Source organism: Rhodoferax sp. LB1P47, from assembly GCF_056521445.1.
Map to the genome: position 1 here is coordinate 177425 of NZ_JBWMAU010000005.1, position 22805 is coordinate 200229.

Annotated in this window: 28 protein-coding genes and 2 pseudogenes; 9 read left to right on the forward strand and 21 right to left on the reverse strand. The window is 60.1% G+C overall.

What is annotated here, in order from left to right; all coding sequences use genetic code 11:
- Position 1 precedes the first annotated feature (1 nt).
- The 18 genes from rplO to AC0969_RS08855 all read right to left on the reverse strand — a co-directional run bounded on the left by rplO (position 2) and on the right by AC0969_RS08855 (position 12801).
- The gene (gene rplO / locus AC0969_RS08770; protein WP_479623759.1) at positions 2–433 is read right to left on the reverse strand and encodes a 50S ribosomal protein L15; all 432 of its coding nucleotides are present in this window, start codon (positions 431–433) and stop codon (positions 2–4) included.
- Between the two features lie 9 nt (positions 434–442).
- Positions 443–625, reverse strand: coding sequence for a 50S ribosomal protein L30 (rpmD, locus tag AC0969_RS08775; protein WP_092757618.1), 183 nt, complete (start codon positions 623–625; stop codon positions 443–445).
- A gap of 14 nt (positions 626–639) precedes the next feature.
- A complete protein-coding gene (gene rpsE, locus AC0969_RS08780; RefSeq protein WP_092757617.1) occupies positions 640–1164 on the reverse strand; it encodes a 30S ribosomal protein S5 in 525 nt (174 codons plus the stop codon).
- Between the two features lie 17 nt (positions 1165–1181).
- Complete coding sequence (gene rplR / locus AC0969_RS08785; protein WP_295959407.1) at positions 1182–1547, reverse strand: 50S ribosomal protein L18; 366 nt, start codon at positions 1545–1547, stop codon at positions 1182–1184.
- An 11-nt stretch (positions 1548–1558) separates the two neighbouring features.
- The gene (gene rplF, locus AC0969_RS08790) at positions 1559–2092 is read right to left on the reverse strand and encodes a 50S ribosomal protein L6 (protein WP_295959404.1); all 534 of its coding nucleotides are present in this window, start codon (positions 2090–2092) and stop codon (positions 1559–1561) included.
- Between the two features lie 16 nt (positions 2093–2108).
- Complete coding sequence (gene rpsH / locus AC0969_RS08795) at positions 2109–2504, reverse strand: 30S ribosomal protein S8 (RefSeq protein ID WP_479623760.1); 396 nt, start codon at positions 2502–2504, stop codon at positions 2109–2111.
- Between the two features lie 21 nt (positions 2505–2525).
- Complete coding sequence (gene rpsN, locus AC0969_RS08800) at positions 2526–2831, reverse strand: 30S ribosomal protein S14 (RefSeq protein ID WP_479623761.1); 306 nt, start codon at positions 2829–2831, stop codon at positions 2526–2528.
- Between the two features lie 8 nt (positions 2832–2839).
- Complete coding sequence (gene rplE, locus AC0969_RS08805; protein ID WP_315192382.1) at positions 2840–3379, reverse strand: 50S ribosomal protein L5; 540 nt, start codon at positions 3377–3379, stop codon at positions 2840–2842.
- 2 nt (positions 3380–3381) lie between these two features.
- Positions 3382–3702 carry a 50S ribosomal protein L24 gene (gene rplX / locus AC0969_RS08810; RefSeq protein WP_315226761.1) on the reverse strand — a complete coding sequence of 107 codons (321 nt, stop codon included), beginning with the start codon at positions 3700–3702 and terminating at the stop codon, positions 3382–3384.
- Between the two features lie 9 nt (positions 3703–3711).
- Positions 3712–4080: a 50S ribosomal protein L14 gene (gene rplN / locus AC0969_RS08815; protein WP_068674584.1), complete on the reverse strand. Its 369-nt coding sequence runs from the start codon at positions 4078–4080 to the stop codon at positions 3712–3714.
- Between the two features lie 203 nt (positions 4081–4283).
- Positions 4284–5102, reverse strand: a complete 819-nt coding sequence (locus AC0969_RS08820; RefSeq protein WP_479623762.1) for an HAD-IIB family hydrolase — start codon at positions 5100–5102, stop codon at positions 4284–4286.
- The gene (locus AC0969_RS08825; protein WP_479623763.1) at positions 5099–6697 is read right to left on the reverse strand and encodes a glycerol-3-phosphate dehydrogenase/oxidase; all 1599 of its coding nucleotides are present in this window, start codon (positions 6695–6697) and stop codon (positions 5099–5101) included. Before AC0969_RS08825 ends, AC0969_RS08820 begins: the two co-directional genes overlap by 4 nt.
- A 121-nt stretch (positions 6698–6818) precedes the next feature.
- Positions 6819–8549, reverse strand: a complete 1731-nt coding sequence (locus tag AC0969_RS08830; RefSeq protein WP_479623764.1) for an ABC transporter substrate-binding protein — start codon at positions 8547–8549, stop codon at positions 6819–6821.
- Positions 8550–8638: 89 nt separating this feature from the next.
- Positions 8639–8947: a DUF2160 domain-containing protein gene (locus AC0969_RS08835; RefSeq protein ID WP_479623765.1), complete on the reverse strand. Its 309-nt coding sequence runs from the start codon at positions 8945–8947 to the stop codon at positions 8639–8641.
- A gap of 15 nt (positions 8948–8962) precedes the next feature.
- A complete protein-coding gene (locus AC0969_RS08840; RefSeq protein ID WP_479623766.1) occupies positions 8963–9775 on the reverse strand; it encodes a carbohydrate ABC transporter permease in 813 nt (270 codons plus the stop codon).
- Entirely contained in the window at positions 9768–10661 is an 894-nt protein-coding gene (locus tag AC0969_RS08845; protein WP_479623767.1) for a carbohydrate ABC transporter permease, read from the reverse strand. Before AC0969_RS08845 ends, AC0969_RS08840 begins: the two co-directional genes overlap by 8 nt.
- Positions 10658–11728 (reverse strand): ABC transporter ATP-binding protein, encoded by a 1071-nt coding sequence (locus tag AC0969_RS08850; protein WP_479623768.1) that lies wholly within the window; start codon positions 11726–11728, stop codon positions 10658–10660. The genes AC0969_RS08845 and AC0969_RS08850 overlap by 4 nt, the downstream gene beginning before the upstream one ends.
- Complete coding sequence (locus AC0969_RS08855; protein ID WP_479623769.1) at positions 11728–12801, reverse strand: ABC transporter ATP-binding protein; 1074 nt, start codon at positions 12799–12801, stop codon at positions 11728–11730. The genes AC0969_RS08850 and AC0969_RS08855 overlap by 1 nt, the downstream gene beginning before the upstream one ends.
- Positions 12802–12949: 148 nt before the next feature.
- On the opposite strand from AC0969_RS08855, the gene AC0969_RS08860 reads away from it, so the two are divergent.
- The 3 genes from AC0969_RS08860 (at position 12950) to AC0969_RS08870 (ending at position 15593) form a co-directional block, all read left to right on the forward strand.
- A complete protein-coding gene (locus AC0969_RS08860; protein WP_479623770.1) occupies positions 12950–13720 on the forward strand; it encodes a DeoR/GlpR family DNA-binding transcription regulator in 771 nt (256 codons plus the stop codon).
- Positions 13717–15210 (forward strand): glycerol kinase GlpK, encoded by a 1494-nt coding sequence (gene glpK / locus AC0969_RS08865; RefSeq protein WP_479623771.1) that lies wholly within the window; start codon positions 13717–13719, stop codon positions 15208–15210. The genes AC0969_RS08860 and glpK overlap by 4 nt, the downstream gene beginning before the upstream one ends.
- Positions 15211–15329: 119 nt before the next feature.
- Positions 15330–15593, forward strand: a complete 264-nt coding sequence (locus AC0969_RS08870; RefSeq protein WP_479623772.1) for a hypothetical protein — start codon at positions 15330–15332, stop codon at positions 15591–15593.
- Between the two features lie 112 nt (positions 15594–15705).
- Here the strand turns inward: AC0969_RS08870 and AC0969_RS08875 are convergent.
- From AC0969_RS08875 to cadR, 3 genes and pseudogenes are all read right to left on the reverse strand, one after another.
- Positions 15706–16275: pseudogene (locus tag AC0969_RS08875) on the reverse strand (EamA family transporter); the annotation flags it as partial.
- A 2-nt stretch (positions 16276–16277) separates the two neighbouring features.
- On the reverse strand, positions 16278–16898 hold the full coding sequence (locus AC0969_RS08880; protein ID WP_479623773.1) for a class I SAM-dependent methyltransferase: 621 nt from the start codon (positions 16896–16898) through the stop codon (positions 16278–16280).
- Between the two features lie 19 nt (positions 16899–16917).
- Positions 16918–17349, reverse strand: a complete 432-nt coding sequence (cadR, locus tag AC0969_RS08885; protein WP_479623774.1) for a Cd(II)/Pb(II)-responsive transcriptional regulator — start codon at positions 17347–17349, stop codon at positions 16918–16920.
- Positions 17350–17427: 78 nt separating this feature from the next.
- Here cadR and AC0969_RS08890 point away from each other — a divergent pair, with 78 nt between their 5' ends.
- The 6 genes and pseudogenes from AC0969_RS08890 to AC0969_RS08915 all read left to right on the forward strand — a co-directional run bounded on the left by AC0969_RS08890 (position 17428) and on the right by AC0969_RS08915 (position 22725).
- Positions 17428–19653, forward strand: coding sequence for a heavy metal translocating P-type ATPase (locus tag AC0969_RS08890; RefSeq protein ID WP_479623775.1), 2226 nt, complete (start codon positions 17428–17430; stop codon positions 19651–19653).
- On the forward strand, positions 19650–20099 hold the full coding sequence (locus AC0969_RS08895) for a disulfide bond formation protein B (protein WP_479623776.1): 450 nt from the start codon (positions 19650–19652) through the stop codon (positions 20097–20099). The genes AC0969_RS08890 and AC0969_RS08895 overlap by 4 nt, the downstream gene beginning before the upstream one ends.
- Positions 20096–20749, forward strand: coding sequence for a DsbA family protein (locus AC0969_RS08900; protein WP_479623777.1), 654 nt, complete (start codon positions 20096–20098; stop codon positions 20747–20749). Before AC0969_RS08895 ends, AC0969_RS08900 begins: the two co-directional genes overlap by 4 nt.
- Before the next feature lie 13 nt (positions 20750–20762).
- A complete protein-coding gene (locus AC0969_RS08905; RefSeq protein ID WP_479623778.1) occupies positions 20763–20888 on the forward strand; it encodes a hypothetical protein in 126 nt (41 codons plus the stop codon).
- A gap of 84 nt (positions 20889–20972) precedes the next feature.
- A pseudogene (gene istA / locus AC0969_RS08910) lies at positions 20973–22502 on the forward strand (IS21 family transposase).
- Positions 22495–22725 carry an ATP-binding protein gene (locus tag AC0969_RS08915; protein ID WP_479623779.1) on the forward strand — a complete coding sequence of 77 codons (231 nt, stop codon included), beginning with the start codon at positions 22495–22497 and terminating at the stop codon, positions 22723–22725. The pseudogene istA and the gene AC0969_RS08915 overlap by 8 nt, the downstream one beginning before the upstream one ends.
- The last annotated feature ends 80 nt before the right edge of the window (positions 22726–22805 follow it).

Genomic DNA, 22805 nt, shown 5'->3' on the forward strand with positions numbered 1-22805 from the left:
CTTAAACCAAGCTGCCACCAGCGGCTTCAATAGCCACCTTAGCCGCTGCCGTAGCACCAATGCCTGTGAATTTAATAGCCTTAGTCAGTTCGCCGGTCTTGATGACCTTGACAACCTTGGCCCATTCGGCGATCAGGCCAGCTTGCTTTAATGCCAAGGCATCAACTTCAGCAAGACCCAATTTCTCCAGTGCTTCCAATGTGACTTGAGCGTTGTATCGCAGCAAATGCGATTTGAATCCACGCTTAGGTAAACGGCGCTGCATAGGCATTTGACCGCCTTCAAAGCCGACTTTGTGGTAGCCACCCGAACGGGATTTTTGCCCCTTGTGGCCACGGCCTGCGGTTTTACCCAGACCAGAGCCAATGCCGCGACCGACGCGACGCTTGGCGTGCTTTGCACCCGCTGCGGGCTTAATGCCATTGAGTTCCATCGTCAATCCTTAGATGATTTTGACCAGATAACTGATCTTGTTGATCATGCCGCGGACTTCGGGCGTGTCTTGCAGTTCGCTTACGCTGCGAATCTTGCGCAGACCCAAGCCACGAACGGTTGCACGGTGCGATTCTTTGGTACCAATCGGGCTGCGAACCAGCGTCACTTTGAGTGTTTGTTGCGTTGTCATTTGAATAACCTTGCTCAGACGAAGATTTCTTCGACATTTTTGCCGCGCTTGGCAGCAATGTCTGAAGGAGTGGTCGAATTACGCAATGCATCCAAGGTGGCACGCACCATGTTGTATGGGTTCGACGAACCATGGCTCTTGGCCACGATGTCGGTGATACCCATCACTTCAAACACTGCGCGCATAGGGCCGCCTGCAATGATGCCGGTACCCTTGGGGGCAGGAGCCATCATCACGTTAGCTGCGCCATGTTGGCCAGTCACTTTGTGGAAAACGGAACCGTTTTTCAGAGTGACCTTGACCATGTTGCGGCGGGCTTCTTCCATCGCTTTTTGCACAGCAGCAGGCACTTCTTTCGACTTGCCCTTACCCATGCCAACGCGACCTTCGCCATCACCTACCACGGTCAAAGCTGCGAAACCAAGAATACGGCCACCCTTGACCACCTTGGTAACGCGGTTGACCGCGATCATCTTTTCACGCAGGCCGTCTTCAGGCCCTTCAGCCTTACCCTGCATTTTTCCTTGAACTTTAGCCATGATTTATTCCGATCTGCTTAGAACTGCAAGCCAGCTTCGCGGGCAGCATCGGCAAGCGCCTTGACGCGTCCGTGGTACGCAAAACCTGAGCGATCAAACGCTACTTTTTCAACGCCAGCTGCTTTTGCTTTTTCAGCAATTAGCTTGCCAATGGCTTGTGCTGCGGTGGTGTTGCCACCCTTGCCAGCGCCGCCCAGCTCTTTGCGCACAGCCGCTTCGGCGGTAGATGCGCTGGCCAGAATCTTGGCACCGTCGCCAGAAATAACACTGGCGTAGATGTGCAAGTTGGTGCGGTTCACCGTCAGGCGTGCAACGCCTTGGGTTGCAATGCGGATGCGGGTTTGACGCGCACGACGGAGACGCTGTTCTTTTTTGGTCAACATGTTGCGGCTCCTTATTTCTTCTTGGTTTCTTTGATCGTGATCTTCTCATCCGAATAACGGATGCCCTTGCCCTTGTAAGGCTCAGGAGGACGGATCGCACGAATCTCAGCAGCCACTTGACCCACACGTTGACGATCCGCACCCTTGATCAGAATTTCTGTAGGGGTTGGGGTTGCAACGGTGATGCCAGCAGGCATATCGATATTGACGGGGTGGGAGTAACCCACAGCCAAGTTCAGCTTAGCGCCTTGGGCGGCAGCTTTGTAGCCCACGCCAACCAGGTTCAGCTTCTTCTCGAAACCCTTGGTCACACCCACCACCATATTGTTCACCAGCTGACGCATGGTGCCCGACATGGCATTGGCTTCACGGGACTCATTGGCAGGGGCAAACGTGAGCTTGCCAGCGTCATTGGTCACAGTAACCAGAGCATTTTGGGTCAACGACAGCGAACCGCCGGTGCCCTTAACATTAATTTGGTCGTCCTTGATTGCTACATCCACACCAGCGGGGATAGCAACAGGCATTTTTCCTACGCGAGACATTTGCTATTTCTCCTGCTTAAGCGACGTAGCACAAAACTTCACCACCGATACCGGTAGCGCGGGCTTTGCGGTCCGTCATCACGCCTTGCGGAGTGGTAACAATTGCCACACCCAAGCCATTCATGACTTGAGGAATGGCGCCGTGGCCTTTGTAAACACGCAAGCCGGGACGGCTAACGCGCTCAATACGCTCGATCACAGGGCGACCGGCGTAATATTTCAAGGTAATTTCAAGTTCGCTTTTGCCGGCTTCGGTTTTCACCTTGAAGCCATCAATGTAGCCTTCGTCTTTCAAGACTTGGGCTATCGCGACCTTCACTTTGGATGAAGGAATCGATACAGTCGTTTTGGCCACCATTTGCGCGTTGCGGATGCGAGTCAGCAAGTCGGCGATGGGATCACTCATACTCATGTTTAGGTTCTCCTGCCTTACTTACCAGCTGGCCTTGACCATACCGGGGATATCGCCAGCAAAAGCCAGTTCGCGAATTTTTGCGCGAGCCAAGCCAAACTGACGGAATGTTCCACGAGGACGACCCGTGATTGCGCAACGGTTACGTTGGCGCGTAGGGTTTGCATTGCGTGGAAGCTTTTGCAAAGCCAAGCGGGCTGCAGCACGCTCGTCGTCGGTTTTCTTGGCATCGGTCGAAGTCGCCTTCAACTCTGCGTGTTTTGCTGCGTACTTCGCGACCAATTGGTCACGCTTGAGTTCGCGCTGGATCAAAGCTTGTTTAGCCACACGTCACCTCAATTCTTGAACGGAAAACGGAACCCGGCGAGCAGTGCTTTGCACTCTTCGTCGTTCTTGGCCGTTGTCGTGATGCTGATATTGAGGCCGCGCAAGGCATCAACCTTGTCGTACTCGATTTCAGGGAAAATGATCTGCTCTTTCACGCCGATGTTGTAATTTCCACGGCCATCAAAAGCACGACCAGAGATACCACGGAAGTCACGCACACGGGGCAAAGCCACGGTAACGAAACGATCCAGGAATTCAAACATCTGCACGCCGCGCAAAGTCACCATGCAACCAATGGCCTGGCCTTCACGGATCTTGAAACCCGCGATAGCTTTTTTAGCCTTGGTCACCACAGGGCGCTGACCTGCAATCTTGGTCAGATCGGCAACAGCGTTGTCCATGACCTTCTTGTCAGATACCGCTTCGCTCACACCCATGTTCAGGGTGATTTTGGTGAAACGCGGAACCTGCATCGGCGAGGTGTAGCCAAACTTGGCCATCAGCTCGGGAGCGACTTTATCGCGATAGAGTTGTTGTAGACGTGCCATGCTCATGCAACCTTGATTTCTTCGCCGCTAGACTTGTAAACGCGGGTGCGCTTGCCATCTGCCAGCAACTTGATTCCAACACGATCAGCCTTACCGGTAGCCACATTGAAGATGGCCACGTTGGACTGGTGAATAGGCATATTCTTTTCGATGATGCCGCCTGCCTCACCCTTCATGGGGTTTGGCTTAGCGTGCTTCTTGACCATGTTGATGCCATCAACCAACAGATAAGAATCATCTTTACGCAGCGCCACGGTGCCGCGCTTGCCCTTGTCGCGCCCGGTGAGCACAACGACTTGATCGCCTTTGCGAATTTTGTTCATGGTGCGTCCTTACAGAACTTCAGGAGCCAGGGACACGATCTTCATGAACTTTTCGGTACGCAATTCGCGCGTCACGGGTCCAAAGATGCGGGTGCCGATGGGCTCCAGCTTTGCGTTGAGCAACACTGCTGCGTTGCCGTCGAATTTGACCAAGGAGCCGTCTGCACGACGAATGCCTTTGGCCGTGCGCACCACCACTGCACTGTAGATCTCGCCTTTTTTGACGCGACCACGTGGAGCGGCTTCTTTAATGCTCACTTTGATGACATCGCCAACGCTTGCATAGCGACGCTTGGACCCGCCCAGCACCTTAATGCAGAGGACGGATTTCGCACCAGTATTGTCGGCAACATCTAACCGGGATTCAGTTTGGATCATGTCTATGTTTTCCCAACTTGCATCAGTTGAACCGGTTTACCACCGACTCGCCTGATCAGTCTTGGGCCCGTCGTCCACGCTACAAACCACTCATAGCGCTTCCTTTGGGCAGAAGCATCGCTTTTTAAGAGCGAAGCCCACGATTATGCCGAGTATTTATTGATGCGTCAACTGCCATTGCACAAAAACAGCATCGACCTCCATCAAAAATGGGCCAATACGGCGTTTGCGGCCTCGGAAAAGCCCGCGCCGCGCTCGTTTTGGGTGATGTAGCGAGGCTTGAACGCCATTTGTGCCGCAAACCGTCGCACATTGGCAACACCGATGCTGTGCGGCAGTGCTTCGAACATGCGTTGGTCATTGGTGGAGTCGCCCACATACGCCCAACGCCCGCGCTCGGCGGCTAAATCACGTCCCAGCAAGGATTTCACTATCCAGCACGCGCCCACCCATTTGTCATGCTTGCCAAACCAACCATTGATATGGATGGAGCTCACCGTGGCGTGCATGCCTTCGGATTGCAAAATCGCCACCACTTGGTCGATTTTCGCGGCGGGCAAATGGGTGAATTCGCTGTGGTCGATCGCTATATCGGTTTCACGCCCAGCGGAGTCTTTCGAAAGTTGGACCCCAGGCACTTCAGCCAGCACCCTTTGTACGACTTGCTGCATGCGGGCGAAGTTCGTGTGGCGGGTAGCGGCATCCTGTAGATATAATTTTGATAGCTGTCCTCGCATATAGGATGTGGGCTGGAGAGCTATTTTGCATGTATTTAACAGCGCGACAGCGCCATTTTCCGCAACTATCGCATCTACCGGCCAACTCTGCGCGAAGGGCTCGCTCCAACCCACTGGCCGACCGGTGATGGCGATGACTGCCAGGCCTGCCGCCTTTAAATCCGCCAAGGCTTGCAGCGCATCGGCCGTGATGGCGCCATCTGTGGTCAGGGTATCGTCAATGTCGGTTAGTACGCCAATCAGACCGCGCCGCGCCTCCAGCGGCCATTGCACCAAGGGCTTCACGTGGGCAGCGTCAGATAGAGCTGCGCCAACGCTGCAAACGAATCCAGTTGCGGATCGACACCCGTCTCCTCCCGCAAGATCTCGGCAACTGCCGGAGCGATATCCCCCGCCAGCTTGGCATCCAGAAACAACAAACGGCTGCGCCGGGCCAGCACATCCTCCACGGTGCGGGCATATTCAAAGCGCGCCGCAAAACGCACCATGCCCTCAGTGACCCCGCCACCCAGCCAACGGGCTCCGCCGGGCAATGCCTGCACGGCGGGCTGTTCGGTTCCATATGCATGCAGGCCGGGTGCATCGCTGATCCTTGGCCGCTGCGGATCGTTGACCGCACCCGCGCCCACCAACCGCAGCGTCGCCGTTGTGCCCGGCTTACGCGGTTGCAGCAAAGCGGCCTCGAAGCATTTGTCCAGCACGTCTTCGGCCATGGCGCGGTAGGTGGTCCACTTGCCGCCCGTCACGGTCACAAGGCCGCTTTTGCTGACCAGCACCGTGTGCTCGCGGCTGATGCCCTTGGTATTGCCGCCATCCTCGTCTTGTGGCTTGACCAGTGGACGCAGGCCGACCCAGACGCTTTTAACATCGGCTCGGGTGGGTGCGCGGCTTAAATAACGGGCCGACTCATTCAGGATGAAATCCACCTCTTCTTTGAACGGGCGCGGCTCGCGGGCCAGGTCGTCGCGCGGTGTATCGGTAGTGCCAAGAATGACTTTACCCAGCCACGGCACGGCGAACAGCACGCGGCCATCGGCGGTTTTGGGCACCAGCATGGCGTGGTCGCCGGGCAAAAACTCTCGGTCCACCACGATGTGTACGCCCTGACTGGGAGCCACCATGGGCTTGACCTCCCGTCCGGTGGCTTCGCCGTCTTGCTGGCGGAAGGTGTCCACCCACACGCCGGTGGCATTCACTACGCAGCCTGCGCGCAGGGTGATCTTGGCGCCGGTTTCACCGTCTACGCAGTGCACGCCCGCCACTTTGCCGTCTTCGTGCAGCAAGCCGGTGGCGGCACAGTAATTGACAATCTCTGCTCCATAGGCCGCCGCAGTGCGGGCCAGCACCAGGGCCAGCCGAGCATCGTCAAACTGGCCATCCCAGTACTTGACACCGCCCTTAAGGCCCCGGGCCTGTACGGTGGGCAGGTATTGCAGGGTTTTATCGCGGCCTAAAAACTCGGTTGGACCCAAACCCGCTTTGCCCGCCAGCGCGTCGTACATCTTCAAGCCGATGCCGTAAAACGGTGTATCCAACAGCTTGTACGACGGCATCACAAAAGCCAGTCGCTGGGCCAGATGTGGCGCGTTGTTGAGCAGCGTAGTGCGTTCATGCAGTGCCTCGCGTACCAAGGCGATGTTGCCCTGGGCCAGATAGCGCACGCCGCCGTGGACCAGTTTGGTCGCGCGCGATGAAGTGCCCTTGGCAAAGTCGTGCGACTCGACCAGGGCGACGCTGAACCCACGGGACGCGGCATCTAGTGCCACCCCCAAGCCGGTCGCACCGCCACCCACCACCACCAGGTCGAAACGGGCAGGAGCGGTCAATTGCGCCATCAACGCGGTACGCAAGGTCACTTGGGGAGGGGGTGCGAGCGACATAAACCTACATTTCACCAATCAAACCATCCCGCCAAGAGCGAAGCCCGGCGGGATGAAAAAAGGCCGCGTAGTCCAGAGTCCACGCGGCCCGCTCAGGGCCTATTGCATCCCAGTTACGGCATTAACGCACCTTGCCATTCTTCCAAGCGTTCAGCAGCGTTTCGTAAGCTATAGTTTCGCCTTTTGGCTTCTCGTTGGCCAACTTCTTCCAGGGCGCGCCCTTGTCGCTCAGGTACTTGTTGGGGTCGCCTTTGGGGTTGAGCTTGGGTGCGCAATGCGCCATGCCCGCGCGTTCCAGTCGCGACATGACCTGGTCCATCTCTTCCGCCAGGTTGTCCATCGCGCCCTGTGGGGTCTTTTCACCCGTCACGGCCTGGGCTACGTTCTTCCACCACAGCTGTGCCAGCTTGGGGTAATCAGGCACATTGGTACCGGTAGGCGACCAGGCCACGCGGGCAGGGCTGCGGTAGAACTCCACCAAACCACCCAGCTTGGGGGCCAGATCGGTCATGGCCTTGCTCTGGATGTCGGACTCACGGATGGGGGTCAGGCCCACCACGGTCTTCTTCAGCGAAGTGGTCTTAGCCGTCACAAACTGTGCATACAGCCAGGCTGCGGCGGTCTTGTCGGCATCGTGGTTGGCAAAGAAGGTCCAGGAACCTACGTCCTGGTAGCCGTTTTGCATGCCCTGCTTCCAGTACGGGCCGTTCGGGCCAGGGGCCATGCGCCACTTGGGCGTGCCGTCGGCATTCACCACCGGCAGGCCGGGCTTGATCATGTCGGCGGTGAACGCGGTGTACCAGAAGATTTGCTGGGCGATTTGGCCCTGGGCGGGCACAGGACCGGCTTCGCCGAAGGTCATACCGCTGGCCTCTTTGGGCGCGTACTTCTTCATCCAGTCCACGTACTTGGTCAAGGCGTACACGGCAGCGGGCGAATTGGTGGCACCACCGCGCGACACCGAAGCACCGACCGGGGTGCACTTGTCGGCACCTACGCGGATGCCCCACTCGTCCACCGGCAAGCCATTCGGGTTGCCAATATCAGCCGTACCGGCCATGGACAGCCAGGCATCGGTAAAGCGCCAGCCCAGGGATGGGTCTTTTTTGCCGTAATCCATGTGGCCATAGACGGGCTTACCGTCGATGGTCTTTACGTCTTCGCTGAAGAAAGCAGCAATATCTTCGTACGCGCTCCAGTTCTGCGGCACGCCGAGTTCGTAGCCGTACTTGGCCTTGAACTTATCTTTCAGGTCTTGGCGGGCAAACAGATCGGCACGAAACCAATACAGGTTGGCAAACTGTTGGTCAGGCAACTGGTACAGCTTTTTGTCGGGACCGGTGGTGAAGCTGGTGCCGATAAAGTCTTTCAGGTCTAGGCCTGGGTTGGTCCACTCTTTGCCCTTGCCTGCCATGTAGTCGGTCAGGTTCATCACCTTGCCGTAACGGTAGTGCGTACCAATCAGGTCGGAGTCGGTGATCCAGCCGTCATAGATCGACTTGCCGGATTGCATGGACGTTTGCAGCTTCTCAACCACGTCACCCTCTTGGATCAGGTCGTGCTTGACCTTGATGCCGGTGATCTCCTCAAACGCCTTGGCCAGCGTCTTGCTCTCGTATTCGTGGGTGGTGATGGTTTCGGACACAACCGAAATTTCCTTTACGCCCTTGGCTTGCAGCTTTTTGGCCGCATCAATAAACCACTTCAGCTCGGCGGCTTGCTGGTCCTTGTTCAGAGTCGAAGGCTGGAACTCGTTGTCGATCCATTTCTTGGCTGCCGCCTCATCGGCGAAAGCGTGGCCCGTCAGCGCGCACACGGCGGCGATGGCCAGGTGGGAATAACGCATCTTCATGTCTCGTCTCCTGATTGGTATGCACCCCCATAGATCACAAAGGCTTGCTCGGCTCTGGGGGAGAGGAAAGCCGAATCCTTAAACATCCCTTAACCCTTGCGCATCACCAGCGCCAAGACCGCCATAGACAGCACAAAGCTGATCCAGATCGACGGATCGCCTTCCAGGCTGAACCACGCGGCAAACTTGCCGCTTAGGCCGACAAAAATCAGGTTCACATACGCAGCACTCAGCAAACCGATAAACAAGCGATCGCCCCGGGTGGTTTCCATCGGTAAGAATCCGCGCCGCACCGTGGTGGGCGACTTGATCTCCCACACTGTCATGCCCGCCAACATCAGCGCGATGCAAATAAAGAAAACTGCGACCGGCAAGGTCCACGCCATCCACTCAAACATAGCTACTCCTTCGCTTCAAACTCTGCCCATCGCAAAACCTTTTGCGATGTAATTGCGCACAAACCAGATCACGATGGCACCGGGAACGATGGTCAATACACCGGCTGCCGCCAGGGTGGCCCAGTCCATGCCGGATGCCGACACGGTGCGCGTCATGGTGGCCACGATGGGCTTGGCGTTCACGCTGGTCAGGGTGCGGGCAAGCAGCAGTTCGACCCAGCTGAACATGAAGCAGAAGAACGCCGCCACCCCCACACCGGCCTTGATCAACGGCAGGAAGATGGTGATGAAAAAGCGCGGGAAGGTGTAGCCGTCGATGTAGGCCGTCTCGTCGATCTCGCGCGGAATACCGCTCATGAAGCCCTCCAGAATCCATACCGCCAGCGGCACGCTGAACAGCAAATGCGCCAGCGCCACCGCCAAGTGCGTGTCCATCAAACCCACGGTGGTGTAGAGCTGAAAAAACGGCAACAAGAACACCGCCGGCGGGGTCATGCGGTTGGTCAGCAACCAGAAGAACACATGCTTGTCGCCCAGGAAGCTGTAGCGCGAAAACGCATACGCCGCAGGCAGCGCCACGGTGAGCGTGATCACCATGTTGATGCTCACGTAAATCAGGCTATTGATGTAGCCCGAGTACCACGACGGATCGGTCAAGATGGTGCGGTAGTTGTCCCAGGTGAAGTGCTGGGGAAACAGCGAAAAGCTGGCCACGATTTCGCTGTTCGTCTTGAACGACATGTTGACCATCCAATAGATGGGCAGCAAGGCGAAGATGATGTAGGCGAACAGAAAGATCGTCCGCTTTTGAAATTTAGGTTTATTCATGGCCGCCTTCTTTTTCTTGGGTGCCGACACGCTGCATCCAGTTGTAGAGGATGAAGCACAGCAACAGGATGATGAGGAAATAGATCAGCGAGAACGCCGCTGCTGGCCCCAGGTCAAACTGGCCCACGGCTTTTTGCGTCAGGAATTGCGACAGAAAGGTGGTCGCATTGCCCGGCCCGCCACCGGTCAGCACAAAAGGCTCGGTATAGATCATGAAGCTGTCCATGAAACGCAGCAGCACACCAATCATCAGCACGCCGCGCATCTTGGGCAGCTGGATGTAGCGGAACACCGCCAGCTTGCTGGCGCCGTCGATGCGTGCGGCCTGGTAGTACGCATCGGGAATAGAGCGCAAGCCCGCATAGCCCAGCAAGGCCACCAGCGGCGTCCAGTGCCACACGTCCATTAACAGCACGGTGAGCCAGGCATGTGTGGCGTTGCCGGTATAGCTGTAGTCAATGCCCATGCCCTGCAAGGCAGCCCCCAGCAGCCCAATATCCGAGCGGCCAAAAATCTGCCAGATGGTCCCCACCACATTCCACGGGATCAGCAGCGACAGCGACACGATCACCAGCACCACCGAAGCCTTCCAACCATCCGCTGGCATCGACAAAGCCAGCAAGATGCCCAGCGGAAGTTCCACCGCCAGCACCGCCAGAGAGAAGGTGATTTGCCGCAGCAACGCCGCGTGCAGCTCTTCGTCGCGCATCACCGCCACAAACCACTCGGTGCCCACAAACACGCGGCGCTCGGGCGAGATGATGTCTTGCACCGAATAGTTCACCACCGTCATTAGCGGGATGATGGCGGAAAACGCCACGCAGATCAGCACCGGCAGAATCAAGAACCAGGCCTTCTGGTTCACCGGTTTGGTGGTGGTGCTCATTGCACAATCTCCTCGTTCTTATAAAAGCAGGTGTGCTCGCCCAACACCTGTAGCCACAGACTTTCACCCACCGCAGGCAGTTGCACCTCGGGGCTCAGGCGGGCTTTGAGCACTTTGCCATCGACCATCGCCGTCAGCATCACATGGGTGCCTACGTCCTGGATCTTGGCCACCGTGCACAGCAGCGCGCCCAGGGTTGCAGGCTGCGCCAAAGCCACGTATTCGGGCCGCACGCCCAGCTTGAGCGCACCGATGGGCAGCGCGCGGGGCAAGGCCCATTGCGCACCCGCCACTTGCAATTGGCTGCCAGTGGCCTGCGCAGGCAAAAAGTTCATTCCGGGCGAACCAATAAAATTGCCCACAAAGGTATGGCTGGGCCGCTCAAACAGCGCATCGGCCGAGCCTACTTGCACGGCACGGCCACGCGTCATCACCACCACCTGCTCGGCGAAGGTCAGCGCCTCGACCTGGTCATGGGTCACGTAAATCAACGTCAGCTTGAGCTCGCGGTGGATCTGCTTGAGCTTGCGCCGCAGCTGCCATTTCAGGTGTGGGTCGATCACCGTCAACGGCTCGTCAAACAGCACCGCCGACACATCGGGCCGCACCAGGCCTCGGCCCAGCGAAATCTTCTGCTTGGCATCGGCCGCCAGGTTGGCTGCGCGCTGGTTGAGCTGGCCGCTCATCTCCAGCATCTCTGCAATCTCGCCCACGCGCTTGTCGATCTGCGCCTGCGGTACCTTGCGGTTGCGCAGCGGAAAAGCCAGGTTCTCGGCCACCGTCATGGTGTCGTAGATCACCGGGAACTGGAACACCTGGGCGATATTGCGCTCCTGCGGCGAGGCACGGGTCACGTCCTTGCCGTCAAACAGCACCGTGCCCTGCGATGGAGCCACCAAGCCCGACATGATGTTCAGCATGGTGGTCTTGCCACAGCCCGATGGGCCTAGCAGCGCATAGGCACCGCCGTCGTTGAAGGTCATCTTCAGCGGCAACAGAGCGTAGTCGCTGTCTTGCGTGGGGTTGGCGCGGTAAGCGTGCGCCAAGTCGAGTTCAATACGCGCCATTACGCAGCCCTCCGCCGCACGGGGGCCAAGAGCAAAGCGCCATGCCCGTCAAATACATACGCCTGCGTGGCGTGGAAGTACAAAGCCAAAGCTGTGCCCAATTCAAAATAGTGCACCCCTGTCAGCTGGGCCACCAGCTCGCCGATGGGCGTAGAGACATGCACAAAAGTGTCTGATCCCGAAATTTCCGCCAGCTCCACATGCCCCGTCAATGCCACATCCCCTGGGCGTTGCTGCACCCGCAGTGCACTGGCGCGCAGCCCCACAGTGAGCTTGCCGTCCGACGTGGGCGGCAAGTCCAGCGCCAACATCGGCCCGGCCTGCAATTGCACGCCGCCAGAAACCGCCTGGGCAGCCACCAAATTCATCGGTGGGTCGCTAAAAGCCCGCGCCACGCGCAGGGATTTGGGCTGGTGAAACACCTCGGCTGTGGGGCCGTATTGCAGCAGCTCGCCCGCATCCATCACCGCCGTGTAGCCGCCCAGCAGCAAGGCCTCGCCCGGCTCGGTGGTGGCGTAGACCACGGTGGATTCACCGGCGGCAAACAGCGCACTCAACTCATCGCGCAGCTCTTCGCGCAGCTTGTAATCCAGATTTACCAATGGCTCGTCCAGCAGCATCAACGGAGCCGCCTTGGCCAGCGCACGGGCCAGGGCCACGCGCTGCTGCTGGCCACCCGACAGCTCGGCGGGAAAGCGGTCCAGAAACATCTCGATGTGCAGCTTCTCGGCCAGCGCACGGACTTTTTGCTCCATGTTTTTTTCACCGCGCAGCTTGAGTGGCGAGGCGATGTTGTCGCGCACCTTGAGCGAGGGGTAGTTGATGAACTGCTGGTACACCATGGCCACATTGCGCTCGCGCACCGGCTGGCCCGTCACGTCCACGCCGTCCACCTTGACCCGGCCATGGGTGGGCACATCCAGGCCCGCCATGATGCGCATCAGGCTGGTCTTACCCGCCTGGGTGGCACCCAGCAGCACGGTGACCGCACCAGGCTGGGGGGCAATACCCATCTCGTACAGCCACGTCTGCGCCCCCACCTTTTTGCTGATGCCTTCTAAGCTCAACTGCATCGTGTTCCTTTACTGAAATGGATTTAAATCTTCGAATTTGATAATTATTGTTCGTTTACGTTTCTTTTTTCTCAGTAACAACCCTTGGTAGGTTCTTTGTCTTTCGTTTTAAAGTCGCCAGCACGACTTTTAACCAAAACAGAACAACGTGAATCCCAACCCCCGACAACTACTGCTGCTGCAAGCGGTGCAAGCCCAGGGCTCCCTCACCGTAGACCAACTGGCGGACAAGCTGGGCGTGACCCTGCAAACCGTGCGCCGCGACGTGCAGCGCATGGCCGATGACGGCCTGCTCACCCGCTTCCACGGCGGCGTGCGCGTGCCCAGCTCCACCATTGAAAACATAGCCCACCCGCAGCGCGAAAACCTGCACGCCGAGGGCAAGGCCCGCATCGCCCGCGCAGTAGCCGCCGAGGTGCCCAACGACTGCTCGCTAATCCTCAACATCGGCACCACCACCGAGGCCATCGCCAAGGCGCTGATGCAGCACAAGGGCCTGCGCGTCATTACCAACAACCTGAACGTGGCCACCATCCTCAGCGCCAACCCGCAGTGCGAGGTGATCATCGTGGGCGGCGTGGTGCGCGGGCGCGACCGGGGCGTGGTGGGCGAGGCTGCTATAGATTTCATACGCCAGTTCAAGGTAGACATTGCGCTGATCGGCATTTCGGCCATAGAAATAGACGGCACGCTACGCGACTTTGATTACCGGGAAGTGAAGGTGTCGCAAGCCATCATCCACCACGCCCGCGAGGTCTGGCTGGCCGCCGACAGCAGCAAATTCAACCGCCCGGCGATGGTGGAAGTGGCCTGCCTGTCGCAGATCGACCGCCTGTTTACCGACGCTCTGATACCCGACCCCTTCCCCGCCCTGCTGCGCGATGCCCAAGTCCGCTGCCACATCGCTACATCCCCATGACCTACCTCCTCGCCCTTGACCAGGGCACCTCCAGCTCGCGCAGCATCGTGTTCCACGCCGATGGGCACATCATCAGCCAATCGCAGCTCGAACTGCCGCAAATCTTTCCGCAGCCGGGTTGGGTAGAACACGATCCCGCCGAGATCTGGCGCACCCAGCTGGCCACCGCCCGTGACGCGCTGGACCAGGCTGGGCTCACCGCCCGGGACATCCGCGCCGTCGGCATCACCAACCAGCGCGAAACCACCGTGGTGTGGAACCGCGCCACCGGCCAGCCCATCCACCACGCCATCGTCTGGCAAGACCGGCGCGCCGAACCCACCTGCGTGCAACTGCGCGCCGATGGCATGGCCGATGTGATCCAACGCAAAACCGGGTTGCTGGTAGACGCCTACTTCTCCGGCACCAAACTCAAATGGCTGCTCGACCACGTACCCCAGGCCCGGGCGCAGGCCGAGCGCGGCGAGCTGGCGTTTGGCACCATCGACAGCTGGCTGATGTGGCAACTCACCGAAGGCCAGGTGCACGCCACCGATGTCAGCAACGCATCGCGCACCATGCTGTTCAACGTGCACACCAACCAGTGGGATGCCGAGCTGCTGGCCGCGCTGGACATCCCCGCCAGCCTGATGCCCGCCGTCCAACCCAGCAGTGCGATCTACGGCGAAGTCAGCCCGGCGCTGCTGGGCCACGCCATTCCCATCGGCGGCGTGGCGGGCGACCAGCAAAGCGCGCTGTTCGGCCAAGCCTGTTTCAAGGCCGGCATGGCCAAAAACACCTATGGCACCGGCTGCTTCATGCTGATGCACACCGGCAGCAGCTTCCAAACCTCGCACAACGGCTTGCTCACCACCAGCGCGGCCCAGCCGTCTAGCCAGCCCGAATTCGCCATCGAAGGCAGCGTGTTTGTGGGCGGCGCGGTGGTGCAGTGGCTGCGCGACGGGCTCAAGGCCATTCCCCACAGCAGCGAAGTGCAAAGCCTGGCCCAAAGCGTGCCCGACTCCGGTGGCGTGATGTTTGTACCCGCCTTCACCGGCCTGGGCGCACCCTACTGGAAGCCCGAGGCACGCGGCAGCATCACGGGCTTAAGCCGTGGCACCACGCTGGCCCACATTGCCCGCGCCGCGCTGGAGAGCATCGCCTTTCAGAGCGCGGCCCTGCTGCTGGCCATGGGCCGCGACGCGGTGCAGGCCGGGGGCACGCCCGTGGCCGAGCTGCGGGTAGATGGAGGGGCCTGCGTCAACGACCTGCTGATGCAATTCCAGGCCGATCTGCTGGGCATTCCTGTGGTGCGCCCGGCAGTGACGGAAACCACCGCCCTGGGGGCCGCCTACCTGGCGGGGCTGGCCGTGGGGGTGTACCGCAACACCGACGAACTGGCCGCCCTGTGGCGTGCCGAGCGGCGCTTTGTGCCCACACTGGCGCGCACCCGCGCCGCCGAGTTGATGGCCCGCTGGGAGCATGCGGTGCGGCAAACCGTGTTGGAATAAATCGCGGTTTTTAATTAAGCCTTGCGATAGAGGGTTAACCCTAGTATTTTGCTTGCGACAGTAAAGGGTTAACCCTATAATTCACTCCAGCGCCAACCCGGCGCATAGGAGTAAACACCATGTCCACCAACACCCTGCAACTGACCAGCGCCACCCATGCCCCCGTCAGTTCTGCCCTGCAAGAATTCGTTGCCGCCGCCGCCAAGCTGGCCGCCGCCGTGTCTGCCACGCTGTTCAAAACCGCTGCGCCCCGCGCCCTGACGGTGTTTGACGAAGCAGAACAAGTCCGCAAAATGGCCGAGTCCTATGCCGAGAGCGACCGTGGCTTTGCCGCTGACCTGTTCGCCGCCGCCGACCGGCATGAAATGGCCAACGGCAAGTAAGCAGCGTTCACCCCAAAAAAGGAGGCTTTGCCTCCTTTTTTATTTGCTGCACTTTATATAGCAATCATCGCAGGTGATACCTGCGCTACAGCCACTTTTCTTATAAATTTATTCAGTGCCCATGCCGGTGATGGATGTCGAGAAAGTGTGCATGGCTGTGCTGTAGCGGCGCATGCGGGTGCGGATGGGTATGCGGCGCTACGCCGTCCCAGGCAAAGTCGTGCGCATGCTGGTGGTGCGCATCGTGTGTGTGCCGATGGACATGTGCCAAGACCACATGGGTATGCGAATGGGCGTGGTGTTCGGTCAAATGCAGCCACACGCCCACCGCCATCAAGGCCGCAGCCACCCAAAACACCCCGCCCGTGGGCTCGCCAAACACCAATACCGCCATAGCGGCCCCAACAAACGGCGCAATCGAAAAATACCCCCCGGTGCGTGCCGCGCCCAGCCCACGCAGGGCCAGCACAAACAGCAGTATGCCCAGCACGGTGCGGCGATCGGCGTTTTCACGGAACACCAGCCACGCCAACACCGCCGTCAGCACCGACTCAAAATTCAGCAGCAGCGAGGCGCTGGCCGCCGTGGTGTGCGCCAGCCCCAGCATCAACAGCAGCGGCCCCAGCGCCCCGCCAAACAAAATGGCCGCGCCCAGGGCGGGCGGCGCGGCGCGGTGCAGCGGGTTCATGCCAGCCACTTGCGGCACATGCAGTAGATGAAGTGCTGGTCAGTGCCCAACGGTGTGTGGTGCAGTTGTTCCTCGTGGGCAAGCAAGGTGAAGGCCGCGCCAAATTCCGCATGCAGCGCATCCGGGGCGTAGCGCATGACCGGCAGGCCGCTGCATTGCGCCGGGCCATTCACGCCAAAGGTGGCCACGATGGCGTGGCCACCCGGCTTGAGCGCCCGCAACACCTGCCGCACGTAGGCCGCACGGTCTGCATCGGTGGTCAAAAAATGGAACACCGCACGGTCGTGCCACAGGTCGATGCTGTGCGGCGCCAGGTCAGCCCGGGTGATGTCGGCCACCACCCAGCGCACGGTATCAGCACGCGGCCCCAGGCGGTGGCGGCTCTCGGCCAGCGCAGCAGCCGACAGGTCCAGCACGCCCACCTGGGTATAGCCGCCATCCAGCAGGTCATCGACCAGGGTGGAGGCTCCGCCTCCCACATCCAGAATGGCGGCATCGCACCCCAGCCCGCTGGCGCGGATGAAGCGCATCGACATCTCGGCATGCGGCTGGAACCAGCTCACGCCGTCGACGGGCTTGGTGGTGTAGACGGTTTCCCAGTGGTTTTTGGTGTGCATGGTGGACTCCTTGAGGATGTCATCCTAAATGGGTATGCCGCGTGGCTTGGGAGTCAACCGCCATCGCCGCCAGCCCTTGCAAAATACCGCAGGCATCCACCGCCTGCGCCGATCCACAGCGCTCGCGCAGGGCGGTTAACTGCAACTTCAGCTGCGCCAGCTCCCGTATCCGCTCGTCCACATGGGCAATGTGCTGGTCGAACACAGCGTTGACCGCGCCGCAGTCGCTGGCGGGCTGGTCGGCCAGCGCCAGCAGGGCATGGATTTCGGCATGGCTCATGTCCAGCGCCCGGCAGTTGCGGATGAGGCGCAGCCGCTCCAGGTGCGCCGGGCCATACACCCGGAAGTTGCCCGCCGTGCGCGCAGGCGCGGGCAGCAACCCTTCTTTCTCGTAGTAGCGCACCGTCTCCACCGTGCACTGGGCGGCCAGCGCCAATTCACCAATCTTCATACGGTCTTTCGTAAATAGGGGTTGACTCTACAGTAGCTTCAGGTTGCTTAATGGGGAAAACCCGATCCAGAAAGCCCTATGTCCGACCACACCCACCACCACGAACACTCGCACACCCACGGTCATGGGCATGGAGAAACCGCCTGCTGTGGCAGCCATGCCGAGCCCGTGCAGGCCCCGCTGGGAAAAGCCGAGGCCACCGATGGCCGCATGCAAACCCCCATCCGTATCATGCAGATGGATTGCCCCACGGAAGAAGGCCTGCTGCGCAAAAAGCTGGGCAACATGCCCGGCGTGGCGGGGATGGAGTTCAACCTGATGCAGCGCGTGCTAACTGTGACCCACGCGCCCCAGGCCATTGACAGCATTCTGGAGGCTGTGCGCTCTTTGGGCTTTACCCCGGAAATCGCCGACGGATCACCCACCGCGAGCACGCCCGAACCCACCAAACCCTGGTGGCCGCTGGCATTGGCCGGGGTTGCGGCCATCGCGTCAGAGGCCGTGCAATGGGCAGGCTTGCCCCCCTGGATGGCGGCGGTGCTGGCCACCGTAGCGGTGCTGGCGTGCGGGCTCACTACTTTTAAGAAGGGCTGGATCGCCATCCGCAACGGCCAGCTCAACATCAACGCGCTGATGAGCATTGCCGTCACCGGCGCGTTGCTGATTGGCCAGTGGCCCGAGGCCGCGATGGTGATGGTGCTGTTCACCGTGGCCGAGCTGATCGAAGCCAAGTCGCTGGACCGCGCCCGCAACGCCATCCAGGGCCTGCTGCAACTTGCCCCGGAACGCGCCACCGTGCAGCAAGCCGATGGCACCTGGCGCGAGGTGGCGGCCAAAACCGTTGCCCTCGGTGCCAAGGTCCGCATCCAGCCCGGCGAACGCATTGCGCTGGATGGCAACATCACCAGCGGGCGCTCCGCCATCAACCAGGCCCCCATCACGGGCGAAAGCCTGCCGGTGGAAAAAGCCGAGGGCGACCCCGTCTTCGCTGGCACCATCAACGCATCCGGCTCATTTGAATACACCGTAACCGCTACGGCAGGCAACAGCACCTTGGCGCGCATCATCCACGCGGTGGAAGAGGCCCAGGGCGCACGCGCCCCCACGCAGCGCTTTGTGGACCAATTCGCCCGCGTCTACACCCCGGCGGTCTTCGCCATCGCCGTCGGCATCGCCGTTCTGCCGCCGTTGTTCATGGGCGGCGACTGGTTCGACTGGATCTACAAGGCGCTGGTCTTGCTGGTGATTGCCTGCCCCTGTGCGCTGGTTATCTCTACCCCCGTCACCATCGTCAGCGGCCTGGCGGCGGCGGCTCGCCTGGGCATTCTGGTCAAGGGCGGCGTGTACCTGGAGCAGGGCCGCAAACTCGGGTGGATCGCACTCGACAAGACCGGCACCCTCACCCACGGCAAACCGGCACAAACCGACTTCCTGGTGTGGAATGGCAGCGACAGCGCCGACACCCGCAGCCTGGCCGCCAGCCTGGCCGCGCGCTCAGACCACCCGGTCTCCAAAGCCGTCACCGCAGCAGCCACAAAGGATGCCATTCCCCTGCGCCATGTGGACAGCTTCGAGGCTCTGCCCGGACGAGGCACCCAAGGCCAGATTGACGGCACGCTCTACACCCTGGGCAACCACCGTCTGGTCCACGAATTGGGCCTGTGCTCGGACGCACTGGAGGCGGAGTTGTCCGCGCTGGAAAAGCAAGGCAAAACCGCCATCCTGCTGGCCCGTGCCGATACGGTGCTGGGCCTGTTCGCCGTGGCCGATACCGTGAAAGACAGCAGCAGCCAAGCCATCACCGAGCTCCATGCGCTCGGCATCAAAACCGCCATGCTCACCGGCGACAACGTCCACACCGCCCAGGCCATTGCGGCACAAGTCGGCATCGACGAGGCCCGTGGCGACCTGCTGCCCGAAGACAAACTCAAAGCCATTGAAAGCATGCTGGGCAAAGGTGGCGCGGTGGGCATGGTGGGCGACGGCATCAACGACGCCCCCGCCCTGGCCCGCGCCGACATCGGCTTTGCGATGGGCGCAGCAGGCACCGGCACCGCCATCGAAACGGCAGACGTAGCCCTGATGGACGACGACCTGCGCAAGCTGCCCCGCTTCATCCGCCTGTCGCGCAAAACCCATACCCTGCTGGTGCAAAACATCGTGTTGGCGCTGGGCATCAAAGCCGTGTTTCTGGTGTTGACGCTTACCGGCAGCGGCACCATGTGGATGGCCGTGTTTGCCGACGTGGGGGCCAGTTTGCTGGTGGTGGCCAACGGCCTACGGCTGGTGCGGTTTCGCGCATGATGCCCGCCACCCCGACCGCGATCGCCACCACCCCACGCCAATGGCAGTGGCTTTTAGCCTGCTGGCTGCTGGCCCTGGTGTCCACCGCAGGCAGCCTGTTTCTGAGCGAGGTGATGGACTACGTGCCCTGCGTGCTCTGCTGGTACCAGCGCGTCCCGATGTACGCTCTGGTGGTGGTGCTGGCGGTAGGCATGCACGCCCAGGACCCGGGCGTGGTGCGGTACGCCAAACCGCTGGCTCTGATCGGCGCAGCACTGGCGGCCTACCACTGCCTGCTGTACCTGGGCTTCATCCCCAAAAGTATCCAGCCCTGCGGCAAAGGCCCGTCCTGCGCCGAGGTCAAGCTGGAACTGTGGGGCGTTGTGACGATTCCATTGATGTCGCTATTGGCATTTACCGCCCTGTGGATGGGCTTGTTTTTAAGTGAGAAAAAGAGACCTGTATGACGAAAACCAGTACCTTGATCGGCGCCGCCATTGCAGTGGCGCTGCTGTTTGTAGCGGGCATGTGGTTCTACCAAAAGCAGCAAGGCGCAGAGCGCGCCGATGCCGCCATCCAGAACGCCGCCGCGCTGGTGAAGTTCCACTCCCCCAGCGTCGGCCCGGTGGATGCCAAAGTCACCATTGTCGAGTTTTTAGACCCCTCTTGCGAAGCCTGCCGGGCCTACTACCCGCTGGTCAAAGCCGTCATGGCCGAGCACCCGGGCAAAGTGCGGCTCGTGTTGCGCTACGCCGCGTTCCACCAGGGCTCAGACACCGTCGTCAAAATCCTAGAAGCGGCAAAAACCCAGGGGCTGTACTGGCAAAGCCTGGAAGCGGTGTTCAAGTCCCAGCCCGTCTGGGCCGAACACGGGAACCCGCAGATAGAGCGCGTCTGGGAGTTTTTGCAACCCATCGGCCTGGACGTTGAAAAAGCCAAACGCGACATGCTAAGCCCCGCCATTGCCGCCATCCTGGCGCAAGACACGGCCGACGTCACCGCTCTGAACGTGGCCAAAACCCCCACCTTCTTCGTCAACGGCAAGCCCCTGCTGGTGATGGGCGAACAGGGCCTGCGCGACCTGGTAGCCCAAGAAATCAAAGCGGCCGACCGCTGAGGACAAATATCCCATGCAACACCCGCGCGATGCCAAATTTGATGCAGTGGCCGCCCACATGGGCTACAACTTCGAGGAGGAGATCAAGATTGGCGGCAACTACACCTCTGTTGCCGCCGACCGAAAACTGACCCACTAGAGGCCACACTGCCGATCTAAAACTGACCCAGGTGTTTTACTAGCGCGGCCTACTTTTTAGGCAGGAGCAAACAAGGTGATCACCATGGGAATGTTGGGAAAAATACGGCGCATGCATTTGCGCGACAAAGTGTCGTTGCATGAAATCGCCAAGCGCACAGGACTGTCACGTAAAACGATACGCCGCTGGCTCAGGACACCCGAGGAAGTAAAGACTCCGACCTACAAAAGAGCTGCGGGGTTTGGCAAGCTGACAGGCTTTACCGACGAACACGAGCTTGCCCTCAAAGCTGATGCCCGCCGCAATAAACAAGACCAGCGCACAGGCAAAGCGTTGTTTATCCAAATCAAAACCAGCGGCTACATGGGTAGCTACAGCCGAGTCACCGATTACATCCGCCAGTGGAAAGCAGCCGAGAGTAAAAAGCCCCACGCCTTCGTCCCCTTGATGTTTGAACTGGGTGAAGCCTTCCAGTTCGACTGGAGCGAAGAAGGCATGGTGGTCGGAGGCATCTACCACCGCATGCAGGTATCCCACATGAAACTGTGTGCAAGTCGGGCCTTCTGGCTGGTGGCCTACCCCAGCCAAGGCCACGAGATGCTGTTCGATGTCCATACCCGCTCCTTCGCCGCCCTAGGCGGGGTTGCCCGCCGAGGCATTTACGACAACATGAAGACGGCGGTGGACAAGGTAAAGAAAGGCAAGGGCCGTACCGTCAACGCCCGCTTCGCCGTCATGCGCGCGCACTAGCTCTTCGATGCCGATTTCTGCAACGTCGCCAGCGGCTGGGAGAAGGGTGTGGTCGAGAAGAATGTCCAAGACAGCAGGCGGCGCATCTGGATCGACGCGCAGACCCACAAATGGAGCAGCTTTGAAGAGTTCAACGCCTGGCTGGGCGAGCGCTGCCGGGCGCTGTGGGGAGAGATCCGCCACCCCGAGTACAGGCTCTTCAGCGTCCTAGAAATGCTGGAGCAAGAACGCCCCGAGATGATGTCCATGCCGACACCGTTTGACGGCTACGTCGAGCGGTCTGCCAAGGTCTCCAGCACCTTCCTGGTGGCGGTAGCGCGCAACCGTTATTCAGTCCCTTGTGAATTGGCTGGCCAGTACGTCAGCACCCGGCTGTACCCCCACCGGGTAGAGATTGCCACCGACGAGGCCATTGTGGCCAGCCACGCGCGCGTGGCCGATAGAGGCCACATCTACTACGACTGGCAGCACTACATCGACTTGGTACAACGCAAGCCCGGAGCTTTGAGAAACGGTGCACCCTTTGCCGACATGCCCGCGCCATTGCTGCGCTTACGCCAAGGACTGATGCGCCATGACGGGGGCGACAAAGTCATGGCACAGGTACTCAACTTTGTCGCCAGCCACGGTCTGGAGGCGGTACTGGTGGCGGTGGAATTGGTCATCGAATCAGGGGTACTCAGGACCGAGCACGTCCTCAACGTACTGGCGCGCTTGAACGCCACACCGATACCCGAATCGGTTCAGAACAGCCTGCAGCTCAGGGAGCCTCCTGCGGCCAACACGGGGCGTTACGACAGCCTGAGAAGTTTGGTTGATCCGGGGCACGACACCGATACCTTGATGGAGGTGGGTCATGCGTGATATTGCTGCTGAACTCAAAGAACTGCGCCTACAGGGCATGGCCGTGGCTTGGGAGGAATTGGCAACACCGGAAGGCCAGTCAACGGATGTAGGGGTACAAGCATCGCGTTGGTTGATCGAGCATTTGCTGCAAGCTGAACACACGCAGCGGGCCTCTGCCTCGGTGCGCCACCAGATGAAAGCGGCTAAGGCAAGGCTGAATAAGTCCAGAACTGGCGCGTGACTTGCATGCCTGTATTCATCACTCGCAAGGCGACAAAGATGAAGCAACAAACCCTGGCCATGGCAGCCGACCAAGAAGCT